20 protein-coding genes are annotated in these 15456 nt (G+C 61.3%); 9 read left to right on the top strand and 11 right to left on the bottom strand.

Annotation, left to right across the window (positions count from 1 at the left end; all coding sequences use genetic code 11):
• Positions 1 to 4 precede the first annotated feature (4 nt).
• Both RHO23_RS08060 and RHO23_RS08055 read left to right on the top strand, forming a co-directional pair.
• A complete protein-coding gene (locus RHO23_RS08060; protein WP_423488912.1) occupies positions 5 to 487 on the top strand; it encodes a nitroreductase/quinone reductase family protein in 483 nt (160 codons plus the stop codon).
• A gap of 302 nt (positions 488 to 789) precedes the next feature.
• A complete protein-coding gene (locus RHO23_RS08055; RefSeq protein ID WP_423488911.1) occupies positions 790 to 1545 on the top strand; it encodes a hypothetical protein in 756 nt (251 codons plus the stop codon).
• Between the two features lie 65 nt (positions 1546 to 1610).
• On the opposite strand, the gene RHO23_RS08050 is transcribed toward RHO23_RS08055, so the two are convergent.
• Positions 1611 to 1859, bottom strand: a complete 249-nt coding sequence (locus tag RHO23_RS08050; RefSeq protein WP_005058085.1) for a DUF3297 family protein — start codon at positions 1857 to 1859, stop codon at positions 1611 to 1613.
• 233 nt (positions 1860 to 2092) lie between these two features.
• Between RHO23_RS08050 and RHO23_RS08045 the strand changes: the two genes are divergently transcribed.
• On the top strand, positions 2093 to 2644 hold the full coding sequence (locus tag RHO23_RS08045) for a YaeQ family protein (RefSeq protein ID WP_423488910.1): 552 nt from the start codon (positions 2093 to 2095) through the stop codon (positions 2642 to 2644).
• A gap of 442 nt (positions 2645 to 3086) precedes the next feature.
• Here the strand turns inward: RHO23_RS08045 and RHO23_RS08040 are convergent, their stop codons facing one another.
• Positions 3087 to 4277 (bottom strand): serine hydrolase domain-containing protein, encoded by a 1191-nt coding sequence (locus RHO23_RS08040; protein ID WP_423488909.1) that lies wholly within the window; start codon positions 4275 to 4277, stop codon positions 3087 to 3089.
• Between the two features lie 111 nt (positions 4278 to 4388).
• Here RHO23_RS08040 and RHO23_RS08035 point away from each other — a divergent pair, with 111 nt between their 5' ends.
• Complete coding sequence (locus RHO23_RS08035) at positions 4389 to 5024, top strand: TetR/AcrR family transcriptional regulator (RefSeq protein ID WP_064408852.1); 636 nt, start codon at positions 4389 to 4391, stop codon at positions 5022 to 5024.
• 55 nt (positions 5025 to 5079) lie between these two features.
• Here the strand turns inward: RHO23_RS08035 and RHO23_RS08030 are convergent, their stop codons facing one another.
• Entirely contained in the window at positions 5080 to 5607 is a 528-nt protein-coding gene (locus tag RHO23_RS08030) for a hypothetical protein (RefSeq protein WP_423488908.1), read from the bottom strand.
• Between the two features lie 159 nt (positions 5608 to 5766).
• Complete coding sequence (locus RHO23_RS08025) at positions 5767 to 6213, bottom strand: DUF3887 domain-containing protein (RefSeq protein ID WP_131822565.1); 447 nt, start codon at positions 6211 to 6213, stop codon at positions 5767 to 5769.
• Positions 6214 to 6401: 188 nt separating this feature from the next.
• On the opposite strand from RHO23_RS08025, the gene RHO23_RS08020 reads away from it, so the two are divergent.
• Both RHO23_RS08020 and RHO23_RS08015 read left to right on the top strand, forming a co-directional pair.
• On the top strand, positions 6402 to 7415 hold the full coding sequence (locus RHO23_RS08020; protein WP_423488907.1) for a 2OG-Fe(II) oxygenase: 1014 nt from the start codon (positions 6402 to 6404) through the stop codon (positions 7413 to 7415).
• A 27-nt stretch (positions 7416 to 7442) separates the two neighbouring features.
• Positions 7443 to 8279, top strand: a complete 837-nt coding sequence (locus RHO23_RS08015) for an SDR family NAD(P)-dependent oxidoreductase (protein ID WP_423488906.1) — start codon at positions 7443 to 7445, stop codon at positions 8277 to 8279.
• On the opposite strand, the gene RHO23_RS08010 is transcribed toward RHO23_RS08015, so the two are convergent.
• Positions 8276 to 8800 carry a hypothetical protein gene (locus tag RHO23_RS08010; RefSeq protein ID WP_064408847.1) on the bottom strand — a complete coding sequence of 175 codons (525 nt, stop codon included), beginning with the start codon at positions 8798 to 8800 and terminating at the stop codon, positions 8276 to 8278. The two genes, RHO23_RS08015 and RHO23_RS08010, sit on opposite strands and share 4 nt — an antisense overlap.
• A gap of 19 nt (positions 8801 to 8819) precedes the next feature.
• Positions 8820 to 9830 carry a zinc-dependent alcohol dehydrogenase gene (locus tag RHO23_RS08005; RefSeq protein ID WP_193601879.1) on the bottom strand — a complete coding sequence of 337 codons (1011 nt, stop codon included), beginning with the start codon at positions 9828 to 9830 and terminating at the stop codon, positions 8820 to 8822.
• 184 nt (positions 9831 to 10014) lie between these two features.
• On the opposite strand from RHO23_RS08005, the gene RHO23_RS08000 reads away from it, so the two are divergent.
• Positions 10015 to 10593, top strand: coding sequence for a TetR/AcrR family transcriptional regulator (locus RHO23_RS08000; protein WP_423488905.1), 579 nt, complete (start codon positions 10015 to 10017; stop codon positions 10591 to 10593).
• Positions 10594 to 10605: 12 nt separating this feature from the next.
• Here the strand turns inward: RHO23_RS08000 and RHO23_RS07995 are convergent, their stop codons facing one another.
• From RHO23_RS07995 to RHO23_RS07985, 3 genes are read right to left on the bottom strand one after another with little or no spacing between them, the layout of a single operon-like run.
• On the bottom strand, positions 10606 to 11025 hold the full coding sequence (locus RHO23_RS07995; RefSeq protein WP_423488904.1) for a hypothetical protein: 420 nt from the start codon (positions 11023 to 11025) through the stop codon (positions 10606 to 10608).
• A gap of 8 nt (positions 11026 to 11033) precedes the next feature.
• A complete protein-coding gene (locus RHO23_RS07990) occupies positions 11034 to 11468 on the bottom strand; it encodes a cupin domain-containing protein (RefSeq protein ID WP_423488903.1) in 435 nt (144 codons plus the stop codon).
• Between the two features lie 6 nt (positions 11469 to 11474).
• Complete coding sequence (locus RHO23_RS07985; protein ID WP_423489195.1) at positions 11475 to 12431, bottom strand: NADP-dependent oxidoreductase; 957 nt, start codon at positions 12429 to 12431, stop codon at positions 11475 to 11477.
• Between the two features lie 143 nt (positions 12432 to 12574).
• Between RHO23_RS07985 and RHO23_RS07980 the strand changes: the two genes are divergently transcribed.
• Both RHO23_RS07980 and RHO23_RS07975 read left to right on the top strand, forming a co-directional pair.
• Positions 12575 to 13462 (top strand): LysR substrate-binding domain-containing protein, encoded by an 888-nt coding sequence (locus tag RHO23_RS07980; protein ID WP_423488902.1) that lies wholly within the window; start codon positions 12575 to 12577, stop codon positions 13460 to 13462.
• A 219-nt stretch (positions 13463 to 13681) separates the two neighbouring features.
• Positions 13682 to 14368, top strand: a complete 687-nt coding sequence (locus RHO23_RS07975) for a class I SAM-dependent methyltransferase (RefSeq protein WP_423489194.1) — start codon at positions 13682 to 13684, stop codon at positions 14366 to 14368.
• Here RHO23_RS07975 and RHO23_RS07970 read toward each other — a convergent pair.
• Both RHO23_RS07970 and RHO23_RS07965 read right to left on the bottom strand, forming a co-directional pair.
• The gene (locus RHO23_RS07970; protein WP_423488901.1) at positions 14365 to 14793 is read right to left on the bottom strand and encodes a cellulose-binding domain-containing protein; all 429 of its coding nucleotides are present in this window, start codon (positions 14791 to 14793) and stop codon (positions 14365 to 14367) included. The genes RHO23_RS07975 and RHO23_RS07970 overlap by 4 nt on opposite strands.
• A 90-nt stretch (positions 14794 to 14883) precedes the next feature.
• Positions 14884 to 15198: a hypothetical protein gene (locus RHO23_RS07965; RefSeq protein ID WP_423488900.1), complete on the bottom strand. Its 315-nt coding sequence runs from the start codon at positions 15196 to 15198 to the stop codon at positions 14884 to 14886.
• Between the last annotated feature and the right edge of the window lie 258 nt (positions 15199 to 15456).

Here is a 15456-nt window from a genome sequence, read left to right as displayed (position 1 = left end):
AAGCATGGCGAACCAAGACATCAGCTACGACGACGCCGACGCTCCGTGGAATCAGGAAACCGGTCAAGATCCATCGAACTGGAACGACGACGTGGTTGCCGAGTTCCGGGCGAACGCGGGCCAGGTCGGCGGTGACTACGCCGGATACCCGCTGATCCTGTTGACTACGACTGGTGCCCGCAGCGGTCAGCTCCGAGTAGTGCCTCTGGCGCTCAACTATCGCGGCGATACGCTCTACCTCAGCTCGTTCCGGGAAGATCGGGATCCGGACTGGTTCCACAACATCCGGGCGAACCCGGCCGTCACTGTCGAGATCGGGAACGAGACGTGTCAGGGAACGGCGACGACGCTGGCCGGTGCCGAGTACGACGAGTTCGCCGATTGGGTGCGGCGAAACAACCAACTGCTGACCGAGTTCCAGGCGACCATCGACAGGCCGGTGCCACTGGTGACGGTCCGCTTCGCGCAACCCCGATCTACGGTATGAGAAGCAGCCATCGCAAAGCCGTCCGGAGATCGGTGCCTCTCCCCCCGCCCCATCTGGCGCAAGCGCTGCCGCGCGGCGGGAGAAATACGACGCAACCGAACATGGCGGGTTGCCAGTAATTTCCTGGTTATTGCCGCGCATGCACGATCTGCCCCGGCCCTTTGTTAGTGGCTGACGGGACCTGTAACGCAATGCTTTTCGTCGCAGCGCCGGATCGGTAAGCATCGTGTCGACACAGGTTGCCCCTTCAACTGGATCCCGGTGTCCGCAGGGACGGTCAAGGAGTGATTAGGGTGGCGAGCATGACTGTGCACGACCGGCTCGACGAGCTTTCTCAGCGGATCACCGCGCTGACAGGGCAAACCATCAGCCGCGACCAGGTGATGGCATTGGCCGACCAGGCCTTCAAACAGCAGATCGATCTCGATGACGATAGCCAGCTGCGCACGCTGGCAGCAGAACTCGCTGCACCGCTGGCTGCCGGCGGACCCGTAGTGCCGGACATACAGTCTGGCCAGTCTGCTGAATCGGAGAACGCTGCCTCGACCTTGCCGGCACCCACGCCTCCTCCATCCGCGGCGTCCGGGAACCGCCGGATGCGATGGGCGGTAGTCGCAGCTGTCGCGGTGCTAGTGATCGCCGGGGGCACCACCGCCTACTTCGTGATCGGACGCGCCTCGAACCACTGCGCCACTACGGTCGCCGCCGCCGCGGAGGTTGCCCACCTGAGCTTCGAGTTCACCGGTCTCGCAGACCAGAACCTGCCCGCGCTCAAGGAGCGCCTATCCCCTGAGGTTTACACACAGTCCGAACAGGCATTCCGCTCCGTCAGCACGATTCCGGGCGCAGATCGATACGTCTCACATATCGCCGAGCTGACCAGCAAGCAGGTCGAGTGCTCCGGTACCAACGCCCGCGTTGAGTCACAGATCGCCTGGTCGGTAACGACACCGAAAAACCCTGCACCGCAGACCGCGCACGGGACCTGGGCCACCACTCTCGAGTACCAGAAGAACCGGTGGATCGTCACCAAGGTTGAGTACGCGTCTAAGCACTGATTATGGGCCGGTCCTAAGCGATTTCGCCGCCGGCAGGCCATTCTGCCCGTGTCCAGGATTTTTGCTCAGCGGAAGAAAGGTTCAACCGTGCCACTGAGCTTGACGACCATCGGATTTCCGCGGCGATCCTTCGCGGTCGGGACTTCAACACGCACCCAACCCTCGGCCACGTTGTATTCGTGAACATTGGTTTTCTCGACGCCATTAAAGCGAATACCCACGTCGCGGCGAAGCACCTCTTCGCTATAAAAGGCGCTACGCGGATCGATGGAGAGGTGATTCGGTGGAACGTCTGTGTTCTGATCCTCGGACATGATGGCCTTCGTTGAATGCTGCGCTAGGTGCTCGGATTGTTCTCAAAGAATCTACGTGACCCTGCAGTAGTGGGTTGCGCGCAGGTCTAGGAGGGCCGCTCTCCCCTGCCGCTTCTGATGATCCGCACGGTTGCGTGCCTGGGTGGCGACGCGAACGGACGTCTGGCTCGGCGGTCTGACCACTGAATGCGGCCCGACTGCTCGGTGGGCACCACTTGGGTGGACACTATGACGTGGCCCTTTCTGCAACAGTCTTCAAAGTCGAACTTGGCGTCTCCGATATCGATCACGGTTACTACGCCGATCACGCGCTGACCGTGGCCCGTCATCCCAGTGAGACCGATGAGCGGATGGTGGTGCGGTTGTTGGCTTTTGGACTTCGTGCACACAGACTCAGCGACGTCGACGGGGAGTTAGCGTTCGGGCCAGGCCTGTCCACTCCTGGTGTGCCGGACTTGCGGCTCGTCGACTACACCGGCCGAATCCTGGAGTGGATCAACGTCGGCCAGCCCGATGAACGCGCATTGGGCAAAGCGGCCGGCCAGGCCGATCGGGTGCTGCTCTTCCCATTCGCCGCCGGCGTGGCCACCTGGTGGCGCACCGTCGGCCCCAAAGTGGCGGGGCTGTCGAACCTGTCGGTAGTGCAGATACCGCATGCAGCCGTGCAGCAACTGGCCCAGACTGTCGATCGACGTGTCTCGGCGCAGGTGATGGTGATCGAAGGTCAGGTGACGATGACTGTAAGCGGGGTCGACGTCACCTTCACGCCGGAGCCATTGGAGTGAACGTCTGAGCCCGAGGTGCCTGCCACCCGCTCCCCTGACGCCGTTTTCACCTGTTGCCCAATTTTTCTCGGCCGCAAGCCCGCGCAGTGTTCACCTGCAGTCGGGACGTTCTGCCGGACCAGTAGGCAGTGGAAGGTGCTGCAGCACCGAGAACGGGGTCATCGTCGTCTCTCGGGTGCGGCGGCGGAAAGGATAAAGCCCCAGTCGCATCCGGCGCTTTTGGGCAAGACGTCGACGCTGAGCTGCTACCGCGCGACTGGATCGACCGGTTCGGGCAGCAATCTCATGCTCGGTGAGCGTGTCGGCTGTTATGAGCGCTATCTCGGCGGGCGACCAACGCCTACCACTGACCCGACCTAGCGGACTCGCAACCACAGCGCACCTTTCTCTTGCTGGAATTTCTATTGCTACAAAGCATTTCGATGAAATTGGTTGGTTTTAGTTAGAGAAGTCGGCAGGCTATCGAGGCGAACGTCGGCAGCCGAAGGTCGCCAACGGCGGTGAGACGACTGCCGAGATGGTTGGTCACGAACGCTATTGACAAACCCGACGCAGGAAACGCCATGCCACCTGAGCCGCCGGTGCCGTAGTGCCCAAACCCGCTGGAGGTCGGCCCGCCCCGCAGTAGCGCGCGGTGGTAGCCCAGCCAGTGGTGCGGCGAGACACCGAGCACGTAGTCATAGCGGCTGTTGGGGCGCATCTCCGCGATGTGCTCCACGGTCCCTGGCCTGAGGTACTCAATGCCTTCGACTTCACCGGCGTTGGCAAGCGCGCCATACATCTTGGCGAGAGCACGAGCTGTGAACACCCCGTTCCAGCCCGGTTGGACAGCGTCGTGGACCGAAGGGTGATTCTGCGACCCGACCAGTCCAGCGGGAATGCTCTCAACCAGCGCGTTGCCGCGTCGGTACCGTCCAGCTGCCGCCGCGAAGTTCTCATAGTCGAACCCGGCAACGCGGACCGCCGGGAACAGCGGGGCAATCCGAGCACGCTCCTCACGCGGGACTCGGAACCAGAAATCAGCCTCGCCGAGAGGCTCGCTGAGCTCGGTCTGCACAATTTCGGGGAAAGGCATGTTCGTGACACGTTGTGCCAGCTCTGCGATAAGAGTCCCGAACGACACCGTGTGGTATCCCTGCAGGCGCAGCCGGCGCGGATCTGGAGAGCTCGCCGCGAGGGCCGCGGCCACGGTGTCGTGGTCAAAGAACCCATTCCCTGGCACAAGCCCACGTTCGCGGTGCAGTCCAGCGCGGTGATTCAGCAGCTCCCGGACAGTGATCGACCCTTTCCCGGCAGAACCAAACTCGGGCCAGTAGGCCGCAACTGGCTGCTCGTAGTCGATCAGTCCACGGTCAACCAGGCGGTGGATGACTGTGGCCGCCACTCCCTTGCCGGTCGAGTACGACATCGCCATCGTGTCGCGACGCCACGGGTTGCCGGGCCCGATGTCGCCTGCCCAGATATCCAGCACGGGCCTGCCGCGCAAGAAGACCGCGAGAGCACCGCCACCTGCACGACGGGACCTGAACACCCGAAAGAACTTGATGGCCAAAGGGATAAACCGGGGGTCGACAATCATCGAAGTTTCCTTGCCGCTGTCGATGGTGTCGCGTTCAGCACGTGCGGCAGTCATGGCGATAGCTCCCCTTGTTTTTGGTCCGGCTAGCCATAGTGCACGCCTCAAGCTATTCTGGCAAGAGTCTTGTCAGATACTCCTACTGTGTCGTTCTACTAGCATCGACACGTGGCGGCGCAGCGGACCTACGGCGGAATGAGTGCCGATCAGCGGCGCGCAGATCGCCGGATGCGCCTACTGGCCGCTACCCGCGAGTTGCTGGAATCGGGAGGGCTCGCCCAGATCACCGTCACTGCCGTATGCCGCCAGGCACAGCTGTCCGAGCGCTACTTCTATGAGAGCTTTCCCGACAGAGACAAACTGCTCGGAGGCGTTTACGACGCATTCGCCGACGAATACATCGGCGCGGTGCTGACCAAAGTCGCCCTCGCCACCGACCTCACCAGCCGACTGCGCGCCGCGCTGAGTGTGGCTCCAGAACTGGACGCCGCACATCCAGGGTTGCGTCATGTTCTCGGGCGTGAGGCCGACGACGGTGAAGCGGCACGCGCTCGTGCGCACGTCGGGCGCAAGATCCTTGATCTGTATCTTGCCAATCATTCGATTCTGTTCCAGGACCAGGCTGTCGATCCCGTCGATGCGGAGCTGGCACTGCGGATAATCGTCGCGGGTGGCTTAGATCTGACTTTTGCTTATTGCCAAGGAAAGTTCGATGTTTCTGCTGACGAACTTGCGACTCGAATGGCCAACTTGCTGGAACCGCTCACCCGATCATTTAGCGTTGACGGCCAGGCTAAGCCGTAGACATCAGTCGCACACCGCCGTGGGTTCGGACTGCGCTGCTCGCTACCCAAGGTTTCTAGAATGTCGAGCTGTCGTTTGGGCCCAGCACGAAACCGTGTGGGGCCCTTGAGGTTGACTCGCCAGGTCCCGGGACGGTGTCGACAACACAGGCGGTCATCGCCTGGTCAACCGCGCATGTACCGGTCCACACCCCACGGGTGAACACGACCTTGCTACCAGCCGGCAACAGTTTCGCCTGCCCAGGACCGGGCGGAGAATTGCCGAACTTACCGGCTTCCATATAGCTCGCGGTCACGCTGCTATAGCTACTCCCCGGAATCGGCCCGGTGCACGTCGCGATGTCCCACATTCCTCGAACGTTGATCACCACACTGCAGTTCTGGCCGGCGGGAGCGCTGAACTGCACGCTGCTCACGGCACCGTTGTATCCGCTGGTCGGGATCGCGACCGTGTAGTCGGACGTATTCACCGCGGTGTACCGATCCAGATCCGGCAATTGCGGTTCCGCGACGGCAGGCGGCGCCAATGACAAGCCACTGGCTGCCAGTGCTCCGATACATCCCAAAGCCCGAGCGGACGCCATTCCGCCAGGTTAACAGCATGCGCCAGCCGTTCGAGCTCGGCGAGGACACCGCCACGGCTGACGAGGAAGATGGTTGGTACGGCGGGCGTGATACCGAACGCGAAGTCGATGTCCGGGCTGATTGGAGTGGCGACTGGCCCCCGGGCTCGACAAGCGAACTCAGGGTACGGGGACGCCGTCCTTGAGGAAGTACAGACCCGCGACGGATCCGTCCGGGTGGACAGTCAGCCGGAACTGGCCGGGTGCACGCTCCATCTGAAGAGGAATGTTGACCACGGTCAGCTCGCCGCGCTTGACGTCGTGGGGATCACCGTGTGACTGGTATGCGCCCAGCAGCTCCTGGTAGGTAATCCATGCTTGCCCCAGAGCCGGAGCCGACAACATGTCCGCCATGGTCTGGTCGAAATGGGCGGTGGCAGCTGCGTTGTCCCCCTGCACGATATGGTCCAGCGTTGCCAGTGCCAGTTGATCCGGACTGTCGGCAGGGCTAGCTGTTCGAGTGTCCCCCCGGCCACAGGCAACCCCACTTACGGCAAGAGCACCCACCACCGCCAGTGTCACCAGAGCGCGAAGCCGGGAGCTTCGGAGCGCTCGTGCGTTTCGCATAGGCCTGAAGATACTCTCGTCGGCTGTCCCCGGTATCCCGTCCGGCACTCAGAGTCGACGTCAACATTGAGCTTTTTCGCTGTACGTCTCAGCCCTCCGGGACGGCAACCATCAGCCACAGAACATCGATTTGGTTGGAGCCGAAACCATGGCGCTGCGCTACCCCACTGCTGCATCGTGCAGACCCAATGAATGCGGACGGCTGTCTGGGCTCCGCATGCTCTAGTGCGAGGAGCAGATATCTGATGCAGATCCATAATGAACTTTCCAGCGAGTCAACAGAATCCTTCGAAGGCTATGCGGGCAACGACGGCATACTCCGCGACGCACATACCGTTGTCAGAGTCGAAGAACTCGAACGAAACGCGTCAGATCTTGACCAAAAATTCCATACCGCTCAACCATTTCCGCATCTGGTGGTCGACGATTTCCTCCGCCTGCCCTCCGAAACCGCCGCCGACTTCCCCAGCATCGATTGGCCCTGGTGGAACAAATGGGAAGACGGATACATTCGGAACAAGCGATTCTGCGCCGAGATAGACCTCATCCCGGAACCATTCAAAACTGTCATCAGAGAACTCAACGAACCCCGCTTCCTGAGCGTGCTCGAAAAGATCACCGGCATCGGGCAATTGCTCCCCGATCCCTATCTGTTCGGGGGCGGTATTCACCTCAGCGGCGCGGGCGGTGTCCTGACTCCCCACACCGACTTCCACTATCTTCGCGCGCTAAATCTCTACCGCCGCATCAACGTTATCGTCTACTTGAATGACAGCTGGTCGCTCGATAACGGAGGTTGCCTGTCGCTCTACGACGCGGAGGGCCGGGCCGTTCAGACGGTCGTTCCCGTCTGGGGCAGAGCTCTCATCTTTCGCACCGATGACCAGTCGGTGCACGGATTCCCCCACCCCGTCGCCGAAGGCTCATGGCGACAATCGCTGGCGCTGTTCTACTACACGGCAGCTCCGGCCGACAGCTTTGGTGGCGACGAGACGACGTACTACAGGGAGCACGGAGCGCAGGACGGCATCACCCGAAAGGCCCGGCTACTCGTCTTCAAACGTCTTCTGAATCTCAGCCGCAACATCAGCATGTGCGCGTATGTCGTGAACCCCAATCTCGGCATCCCCGCGGTCAAAGCTCATTTCGCTTATCTCCGCAAAGCCAAAGCCCGTGAGATAGCCAGAAAGTTGCAGCACTAGAAACCAGACCTACATCAGGAGGCAGGAATGGAAGGCTATAGCGGCAAGGTGGCCGTGGTGACCGGCGCAGGCTCGGGCATCGGGCGCGCTTTGGCGATCGAGCTGGCTCGCTCGGGCGCCACGGTTGCCATCAGTGATGTGGACATTGAGGGACTTTCCGAGACCGAACGACAGGTGAAAGCCCTCGGGGCCCAGGTCCGTGCCGACCTCCTCAATGTCGTTGAGCGCGAGGCTTTCCTGATCTACGCCGACTCCGTCACAAGGCAGTTCAGCAAGGTCAACCAGATATTCAACAATGCCGGCATCGCCTATGCCGGCGACGTCGGGGTGAGCCCGTTCAAGGACATGGAGCGCATCTTCGATGTCGACTTCTGGGGTGTCGTCAACGGCACCAAGGCATTCCTGCCCCACCTGATCGCCTCGGGCGACGGCCACGTCATCAACGTCTCCAGCCTGTTCGGCCTATTATCCCTGCCTGGCCAGAGTGCCTACAACGCAGCGAAGTTCGCGGTGCGCGGCTTCACCGAGTCACTGCGCCAGGAAATGATCGCTGGCAGGAAACCGGTCGCCGTCACCTGCGTGCACCCCGGCGGTATCAAGACTGCGATTGCCCGTAACGCCACCGTCGCGGAGGGCATCGATGTGCGGGTGGCGGCCGCCGTGTTCGACAAGTATCTGGCCATCACCAGCCCAGAGGCCGCGGCCCGCATCATCCTTAGCGCCGTGCGCAAGAAGAAGCCCCGCGTACTCGTCGGGCCCGATGCCAAGGTCCTTGATCTACTTGTCCGGGTCATGGGAGCTCGCTATCAGGAGCTGTTTTCGGTGTTCACGGGTCTCGCGGCACCCCGGACAAAAGCGGGCTAGTCCGTGTCGATGGAGTGCGGGCTGTGGACATCTGCAGTCAGACCGAACCACCCCAGGTGTGAGCGCGTGTTTCGGCGGGTCTTCCATGTGACTGCGCCTACGAAGACTCCGGGTGCGACCTGGCGGATCTCGTTGTAAAGGCGTCGCCCGATCGCATTGTTGCCTGCGTGGTTGTAGTCAAAAACGATGGCGTCTTGGCCATCGAGGATGGAAGCGTCGATTCTGACTATGTAGGGGAAGACATCACGGCCGAATCTCATGCGGTTTGAACCTGTTCCGCTCAATCCGTCATTTATGACAGACAGCCTCTTACCGATCCATACCGCACGGCGCGGGTCGGCAAAGTAGCGCACTATTTTCGCGCTGATGCCGTGGTCGCGCCCTCGCATGGCGAGCTGGCGTCCGTCGGGCTTTTCCCCGAGCACACGAAGATCTGTGGGCACGGTTCCGTGTTGGTAGAGGACTCCGAGTTCGGCGAAGTCCAAGCGTGCGATGTCGTTGAGCGTCATGTTGAGTGTCATGATGAAATCCTTTGCAGATCTAGGTTGTTGGTTGAGTTCGTAGTGCCACGAGCTTGCGGGGTTCTGCGGTGAAGGCCTCGGGTAGGCCGTCCCAGTCGATTTCGGCAGCCCAAATAGTTGACGGTCGAATGAGCCCTTGGGACACGATGTCGATAGTTGGCCGGACGTGCGGACCGTTATTACCGAGACCGAAACGCACGGTGGCACCGTTCAGGTAGGACAGAAATCCGGGCAGCCGCATGTCGGCGAAATGGCCACCGACACACTCGATCACACCCTCGGGTTCAAGCATGCCGATCGTGCTGTACAACCAATCCGCGTTCGCACCGACATCGATAATCAGCCCAAACGTTCCTTCAAGCTGATCCGGGGAGGCTGCGACGGCATGTGCCCCTAGGCTGCCGGCAATGGATCGGCGCTCAGGGTCTTGGTCAGCGTAGGCGACATAGGGCATACCGAGGGCAACAGCGAAGGCGACCTGATACAGGCCGTGCTCACCGCAGCCGAGAACCGCTACCCGTTCGGGCTGCGGGTGCATGTTCCTGGAGACGATGGCATGGCCAAGGCCCAAACCGTCACCCGCAGAACTGAACTCGCGGGGTTCTATGCCAGCCGGCAGCGGGGTCAACATGGCGTCGGCGAACGGGACACGGACGAGATCGTCAAACAGACCGCCCCACGGACCGCCCACGCCGTAGCTAGATCCGGGCGGTACCTGACGGCAATGCCCTGTCATACCACGTAGGCAACGGTCGCAACCGCCACAAGCGATGTGCCACACCACAACCGCAATGTCCCCCGGGCGTACCGAAGTTACCCCATCACCGATTGACACGACTTTCACGACGGCCTCGTGGCCGATGGGAAACGGAGGCCGCAACGGCACTTCCCCGCTGATCATCGCGATATCGAAGTTGCAGCGGCTGGCCGCCACCGGCACGACCAGCGCTTCGCAATCGCCCTGTAGTACCGGCTCAGCCGCCTCGCGCCACTCCACCTTCCCCGGCCCGGCGTAGACCAACGACCGCATCACGGCCACCCCCCTATCGTGCGGGGCGCTATTCGACACCCTTGATCCGGCGGGGCAACTCCTGTCGAGAGGCTGACGTCCACCACTGTCTCCTTTGATATGTAAGCCATCCGAGGCGCGGTATACATACCGGTCAGTATACTCAAAGTATACAGATCGGTATACCACTGATAGAGTGACGCAAGTGACAATCACCGGAGCACGCGAACGGCTGTTGGAGGCCGCCGCGCAGCTGACCTACCTCAATGGCATCGACGTGACTGGGGTAGATGCCATCGCCAAACAGGCCGGTGTCACCAAACGCACTCTTTACCAGCACTTTCGATCAAAGGACGAGCTTGTGGCCGCAGCGCTGCAGGCCCGCGATGAGCCCACAATCGCGGGCCTGCGAGCTGCGATAGATCATCACATTTCACGCGGATTGCGCCCGGTCGAGGCACTGTTCGCTGTGCTGACGCAAACCTTCGCGATCCCAGGATTCCGCGGTTGCGCGTTCCTGAACGCCGGACTCGAGATGCACGCCGATGATCACCTCGTGCGACCGGTCACACGCTCACATACCGACGCCAGGCGGAGCCTGATCGCCGACCTTGTCCGTGCCGAAGGTATCGATGAGGAATGGGTAACCGACGCAGTGACTCTGCTCGTCGAGGGCACACTCGCCGCTGGCACCGCGAGGCGTGACACAGACCTCGTGGGACGTGCCGCGCAGTCCGCCGAACACATACTGAGCCTTGCCCGCGTTACTCCCCCGCAGCCATGAGGGACGTTTTGGCTAGCGCGACGGCGACCTTGTGCCGAGTACCGCGTAAGCCGCAGCAGCGCTTGCCGCAGAGAAAACGCTGTAGCTGAACGGCGCCTCCAATCCGATCGATACCGCCATGCTGGTCCCAAACATGATGAGCAACAGGCACGTTGCCGCGCCGACAAGCTTTGGTCTCCATCCGATGAGAAGTAGGAATCCCAGGATCACTTCGGCGGCAGTGGACGCCCACACGATGACGGACAGTAACCATCCGGAGGCAAACGGAACCAACTGATGGGTGTACGCGGCGAAGGCACCCATGCTCCCCCAACTGCCCTGCCCGAGCGGTGCCCACCACCCGAATCGGTCGGCAACTGCGGACAGAAAGGCCGTCGCGAGCGAGACGCGCAGCGCTATCCCGACGACCTTGACTCGGTCAAGCGTGTACACAGATTCTCCTACTTCGTGGTCGCGTCATCGGTAGTGAGCGGTCCATCTCCGGTATCGACCAGGAAGACTGCCAGTAACTCCGCAGGTTCTGTGGCGCTCGCGTTTTCGCCGATCGTGTGGTGTGCGCCGGGGTCTTCGTACCAGGTTTCCCCGGCGCGATACACCCGTGACGGCTCACCCTCGACTTGGCTGCGGATCGCACCTGAGATCACGTACGCCATGATGAACGCCGATTTCGCATGACGGTGAGCAACGCTTTTTGCGCCCGGCGGATAACTCACGGTCACTGACGTCAATGACTTCCCAGGCACGTTGGTCGGCCGATCGAATACCTGGCGGACAACAGGGTTTTCACCCACGTTGTGCGGCGAAGGCTGGGTGCAGGCCACGGGCACGAGCATCGCGGCGACGCCCAGGGCAGCAAGCAGAGCTTTCGGAGCCATGTTGGCTCATCCCCTTTCGGATTGGTGTGGCGAAGTGCGGCCTGGTCCAGCGGCGAGAACCTCGATGACCGTCTTGCCAGGAGTTTTACGGTCAGGGTCGAAGGCCCTCATCGCATTCTCGAGGGGAAGAATGCACCCGATGTCTTGGCGTATTCTGCCGTCGCGCAGTCTCTTTTCCAGGAAGGACAACTGTGCACGGTCTGGTTCGACGACAAAGAAGACCGCACGCACTCCCTGGGGAATGATCCGCGGGGGTTCGGCAATGGTGATCAGCGTGCCACCGGCACGCACCAATTGCGCTGAGCGATCGAGGATCTCCCCGCCAACGACATCGAACACCACGTCAACCGCGCCGATGTCTTCTATCGCGTCGCAACCCAGGTCAACAAATTCATCCGCCTTGAGTCCCGCAATCTGCTCGCGTTGACCTGTACGTCCGCTGCCGATGACGTAGGCGCCGGCCTCGTGCGCGAGTTGCACGGCGACGGAGCCGACGGCGCCTGCGGCACCATGTATCAGCACGCGCTGGCCAGCGGTGATCTGTGCATGGACGAACAACGCCTGCCAGGCTGTCAGTCCGGAGATGGGCAGAGCCGCCGCGACCGCGTGATCGACATCAGCCGCGAGCGGCGCCAGATTACGCGCTTCCACCGCGACGTACTCCGCCAGCGTTCCGTTCCGCGCCCAGTCTGTGATGCCAAAGACTCGCTGTCCCACCGTCAGTCCCGTTGTTCCATAGCCCAATTCGGCCACCACACCCGATACTTCGTGCCCCGGAATGCTAGGAGCCCGGTCCCGTCCCGAGCGGTCGGCCCACGTTCCGGGCCAGTCGAGTTCACCGGGAGTGAAACCGGCGGCATGCACCCGGACGATGACATCATTCTCGGCAGCATGCGGGTACGGCATATCCATCAACGACAGCTCGACGCCCTCGGCGCCTTTCTGCGCGACGATCGCCTTCATCATCGCTGCCGCTTTCAAAGCCTTATCCATGGCCGGCATCCTCACCCTTTCCTCTGTGTCTCTCTCCATCACAGTCGACGCAAGTCATCTAGTCCAACGCATCTATTTGATAGATTTCATCTACCAAATAGATGAGGTGGCGGATGGAACTTCGGCAGTTGGAGCATTTCGTCGCCGTTGCCAGCGAGATGAGCTTCTCCCGCGCGGTCCAGCGTGCCCATGTTGTCCAGTCCGCGCTCTCTACGTCGGTGAGCAAGTTGGAGAAGGAACTCGGGGTGGAACTGTTCGACCGCACGCGGCAGCAGATCCGGTTGACCCCGGCCGGAGAGTTGTTCCGCACGCATGCCATTCGCGTCATCCAGACCGCCCGGCATGCCAAAGATTCCGTCGGCGATTTCCGTGGCGCGCTGACCGGCAGGGTCGATCTCGGCGCACTCATCTCCTTTGGACCGCTGGACGTACCCGCGGTGCTGGGGCAATTTCACCGCGACTATCCACTGGTTCAAATCCGCTTGCGGCAGAGCCAAACCGGATCGAGCGCATACTTGTCGGCCATCGCCGACGGGACCCTCGACCTGGCCCTGGTCTCGGCACCTGAGCGGTTTCCGGCCGGTATTCAGATGCGGCTCCTCTGTGCAGAGCCCATGATGTTTGTCTGCCGACCCGATCATCGACTCGCCGAGCGAAGCCACGTCGGCATCACCGAACTAGTCGACGAACACCTCATCGGCTTTCCCAGCCAGTTCGGCCTGCGACGCTTGGTCGACGACGCCTTTACCGCTGCGGGCGTCACCGCGTTCACGCCGCATGAAGTCGCCCTTGAGTATTCGATCGCAGCGAGCCTGGTCCAACATGGGCTCGGCACCATCTTCATGCCCGCCAGCGAGGCCACACAGTTCTCGCACTTGCGTGCGCTCACCGTACGCCCCGCCATCACGTGGAAGATCTACCTCGCGTCGGCCGAACAATCTCAACTCGGACCGGCGAGTGCTCAGCTGGCGGAACGTCTCGTCGCCTCCGCTCACCATTAGCAGTGCCGCCACGATCCCCCTCTATCCACGTGCGATCTTTCTAAACCGTCCCGTAAATACCGCGTAATACGTTTCCAATTTGTTATCGATTTTCAGCAGACTGACAAGTTTCGTCTAGCCTCTATTCAGGAACGTGGAGTAATTTACCCTTTGAAAAATGGCCAGCTTGCGCAAAACAATTTGTTGCCACCCATGGACATCGCACCTAATATCGGCAATATGCCAACATTTGATGTGAATGCCGTGGACTGGGACGAGTTGTACAGGGGCGAAGCGGTTTATGCGCCTGGCGATCCGGGTTGGAATATCGGCGAGATGCAACCCGAAATAGCAGCTCTACACCGGCAAGGACGATTTGAGAGCCCGATCCTCGATTCTGGATGCGGGGTGGGGTTGACCTCGCTGAAGCTGGCCGGTCATGGGTACCAAGTCGTGGGTCTCGATCTATCTGGCAGTGCGATAGACAAAGCGCAGAGAGCTGCCGCCCAGCTTGGATTGGATGCTATTTTCAATACAGCTGATCTGACCGCAGATACCGGCTACCACAATTATTTCAATACCGTCATTGATGGCCTTGTATTTCACTGCCTACCCGATGAGCTCAGAGAAAACTATGTGCGATCACTGGCGCGAGCGCTCAGGCCCGGCGGTAAGTTCTTTGCACTTGTTTTTGCGACCGAGGCCTTTCCGCCGGATGCCGGATTCGGGCCCCGGCCTTTCACCGAACAGCAGCTGCACAGCATCGTGGGGCGGCACTTGGTCATCGACGAGATCCGGCGCGCACGAGCCTGGGTGAATGTTCCCAGCCAGTTGCCCGAGGGCTTCGAGTATCGCGGTGTGACGATCGGCTCCGACGGACGCGCTCAGTTACCGGCCTGGTTGGTTTCTGCGCACCGCAGCCTCTAGCTGCACGGAACTTGCCCGTTGAGCACACAGTTCAACGGTGGCGTGTAGGAACCGCTCAGCACTCCCCGTAGACCGCCGGTGGCCGAACCTCCCGGCGCGATGATGCGGTTCCAGTTCGCGGGACTCAGCACGTAGTGCGTACCAGATTGCGTCACAGTGCTACTCCACGTGTGTCGGATGGACTCTCCGATCGGCAGGTCGAACTCAAGCCGCCAATCGGAGAGCGGAACCGTGCTCAAGTTGGTGATCGTGAAACTAGCGATGAAACCGGTCTGCCACGTCGATGTCACCGACAACGTCGCCGTGGCCGCCGCCGCATGAGCTACCGGCGCAATGGGGAGTCCGAGGCCGGCAAGTACCGATGCCGACACGGCTACGTGAAGGGCTGTGCGCCAGCGCTTCACGTAGCCGACAAGTCCCGCCATAACAGCCAACACTAAAGCCACGCGGCGGCGATAAGCCCCCGCATCGCGGGTAAGACGCAGTACCTTTGCCCAACTGAGACCGTTGCGACATCACTGATTAGGCTCGAAGTTGGGCCGGTAATAGCTGATACGGGGCACGTCACGGGTATCGCTACAGAAGAATGGCAGGGTGCCGGGCGCCAGCACGGCGTCGGTGTAGCAGTCGATCCGGATCTCCCCTGAGATCCAGTCGATCTCGTCCGCCGCGTCCTCAAGAACGGGGACAACCCAGTCGGCGAGGGTGCCGGTCACCAGGGACTTGTTCGGCACCTGATGGAGCGGACCGGAGTGGAGCGGCTTCCAGCCAGGGTTCCGGTCTTCGGTGCACATCACCTGGTACCAATACGACTGCCAGTAGCGGCTCATCGGCGTCGCTTCTCCCGGTTCGGCTTAGAGTCTCGGCGTTCAGCGTAGCGTCGAGCTCCGTTCGGCATCAAGCAGTTTGGGCGAATCGCTCCACTCCCCGAGGTTCCGAATCCAGTTGCCAATTCATGTGCTGCTGCACCGAACTACTGTCGGCCATTGGTTATCGGGCCGAACCTCTGATATGGTCAAAACGGTTGATTTTCTTAGTGACACGCTCGCGAAGATTTTCCGCGGCGGACACATACCCAATCTCCGTGA

Source organism: Mycobacteroides sp. PCS013 (assembly GCF_049532645.1).
In the GTDB taxonomy this organism is placed as follows: domain Bacteria; phylum Actinomycetota; class Actinomycetes; order Mycobacteriales; family Mycobacteriaceae; genus Mycobacterium; species Mycobacterium gwanakae.
Note: the sequence above shows the minus strand (reverse complement) of the source record. Positions and strands in the feature narration are given on the sequence as shown.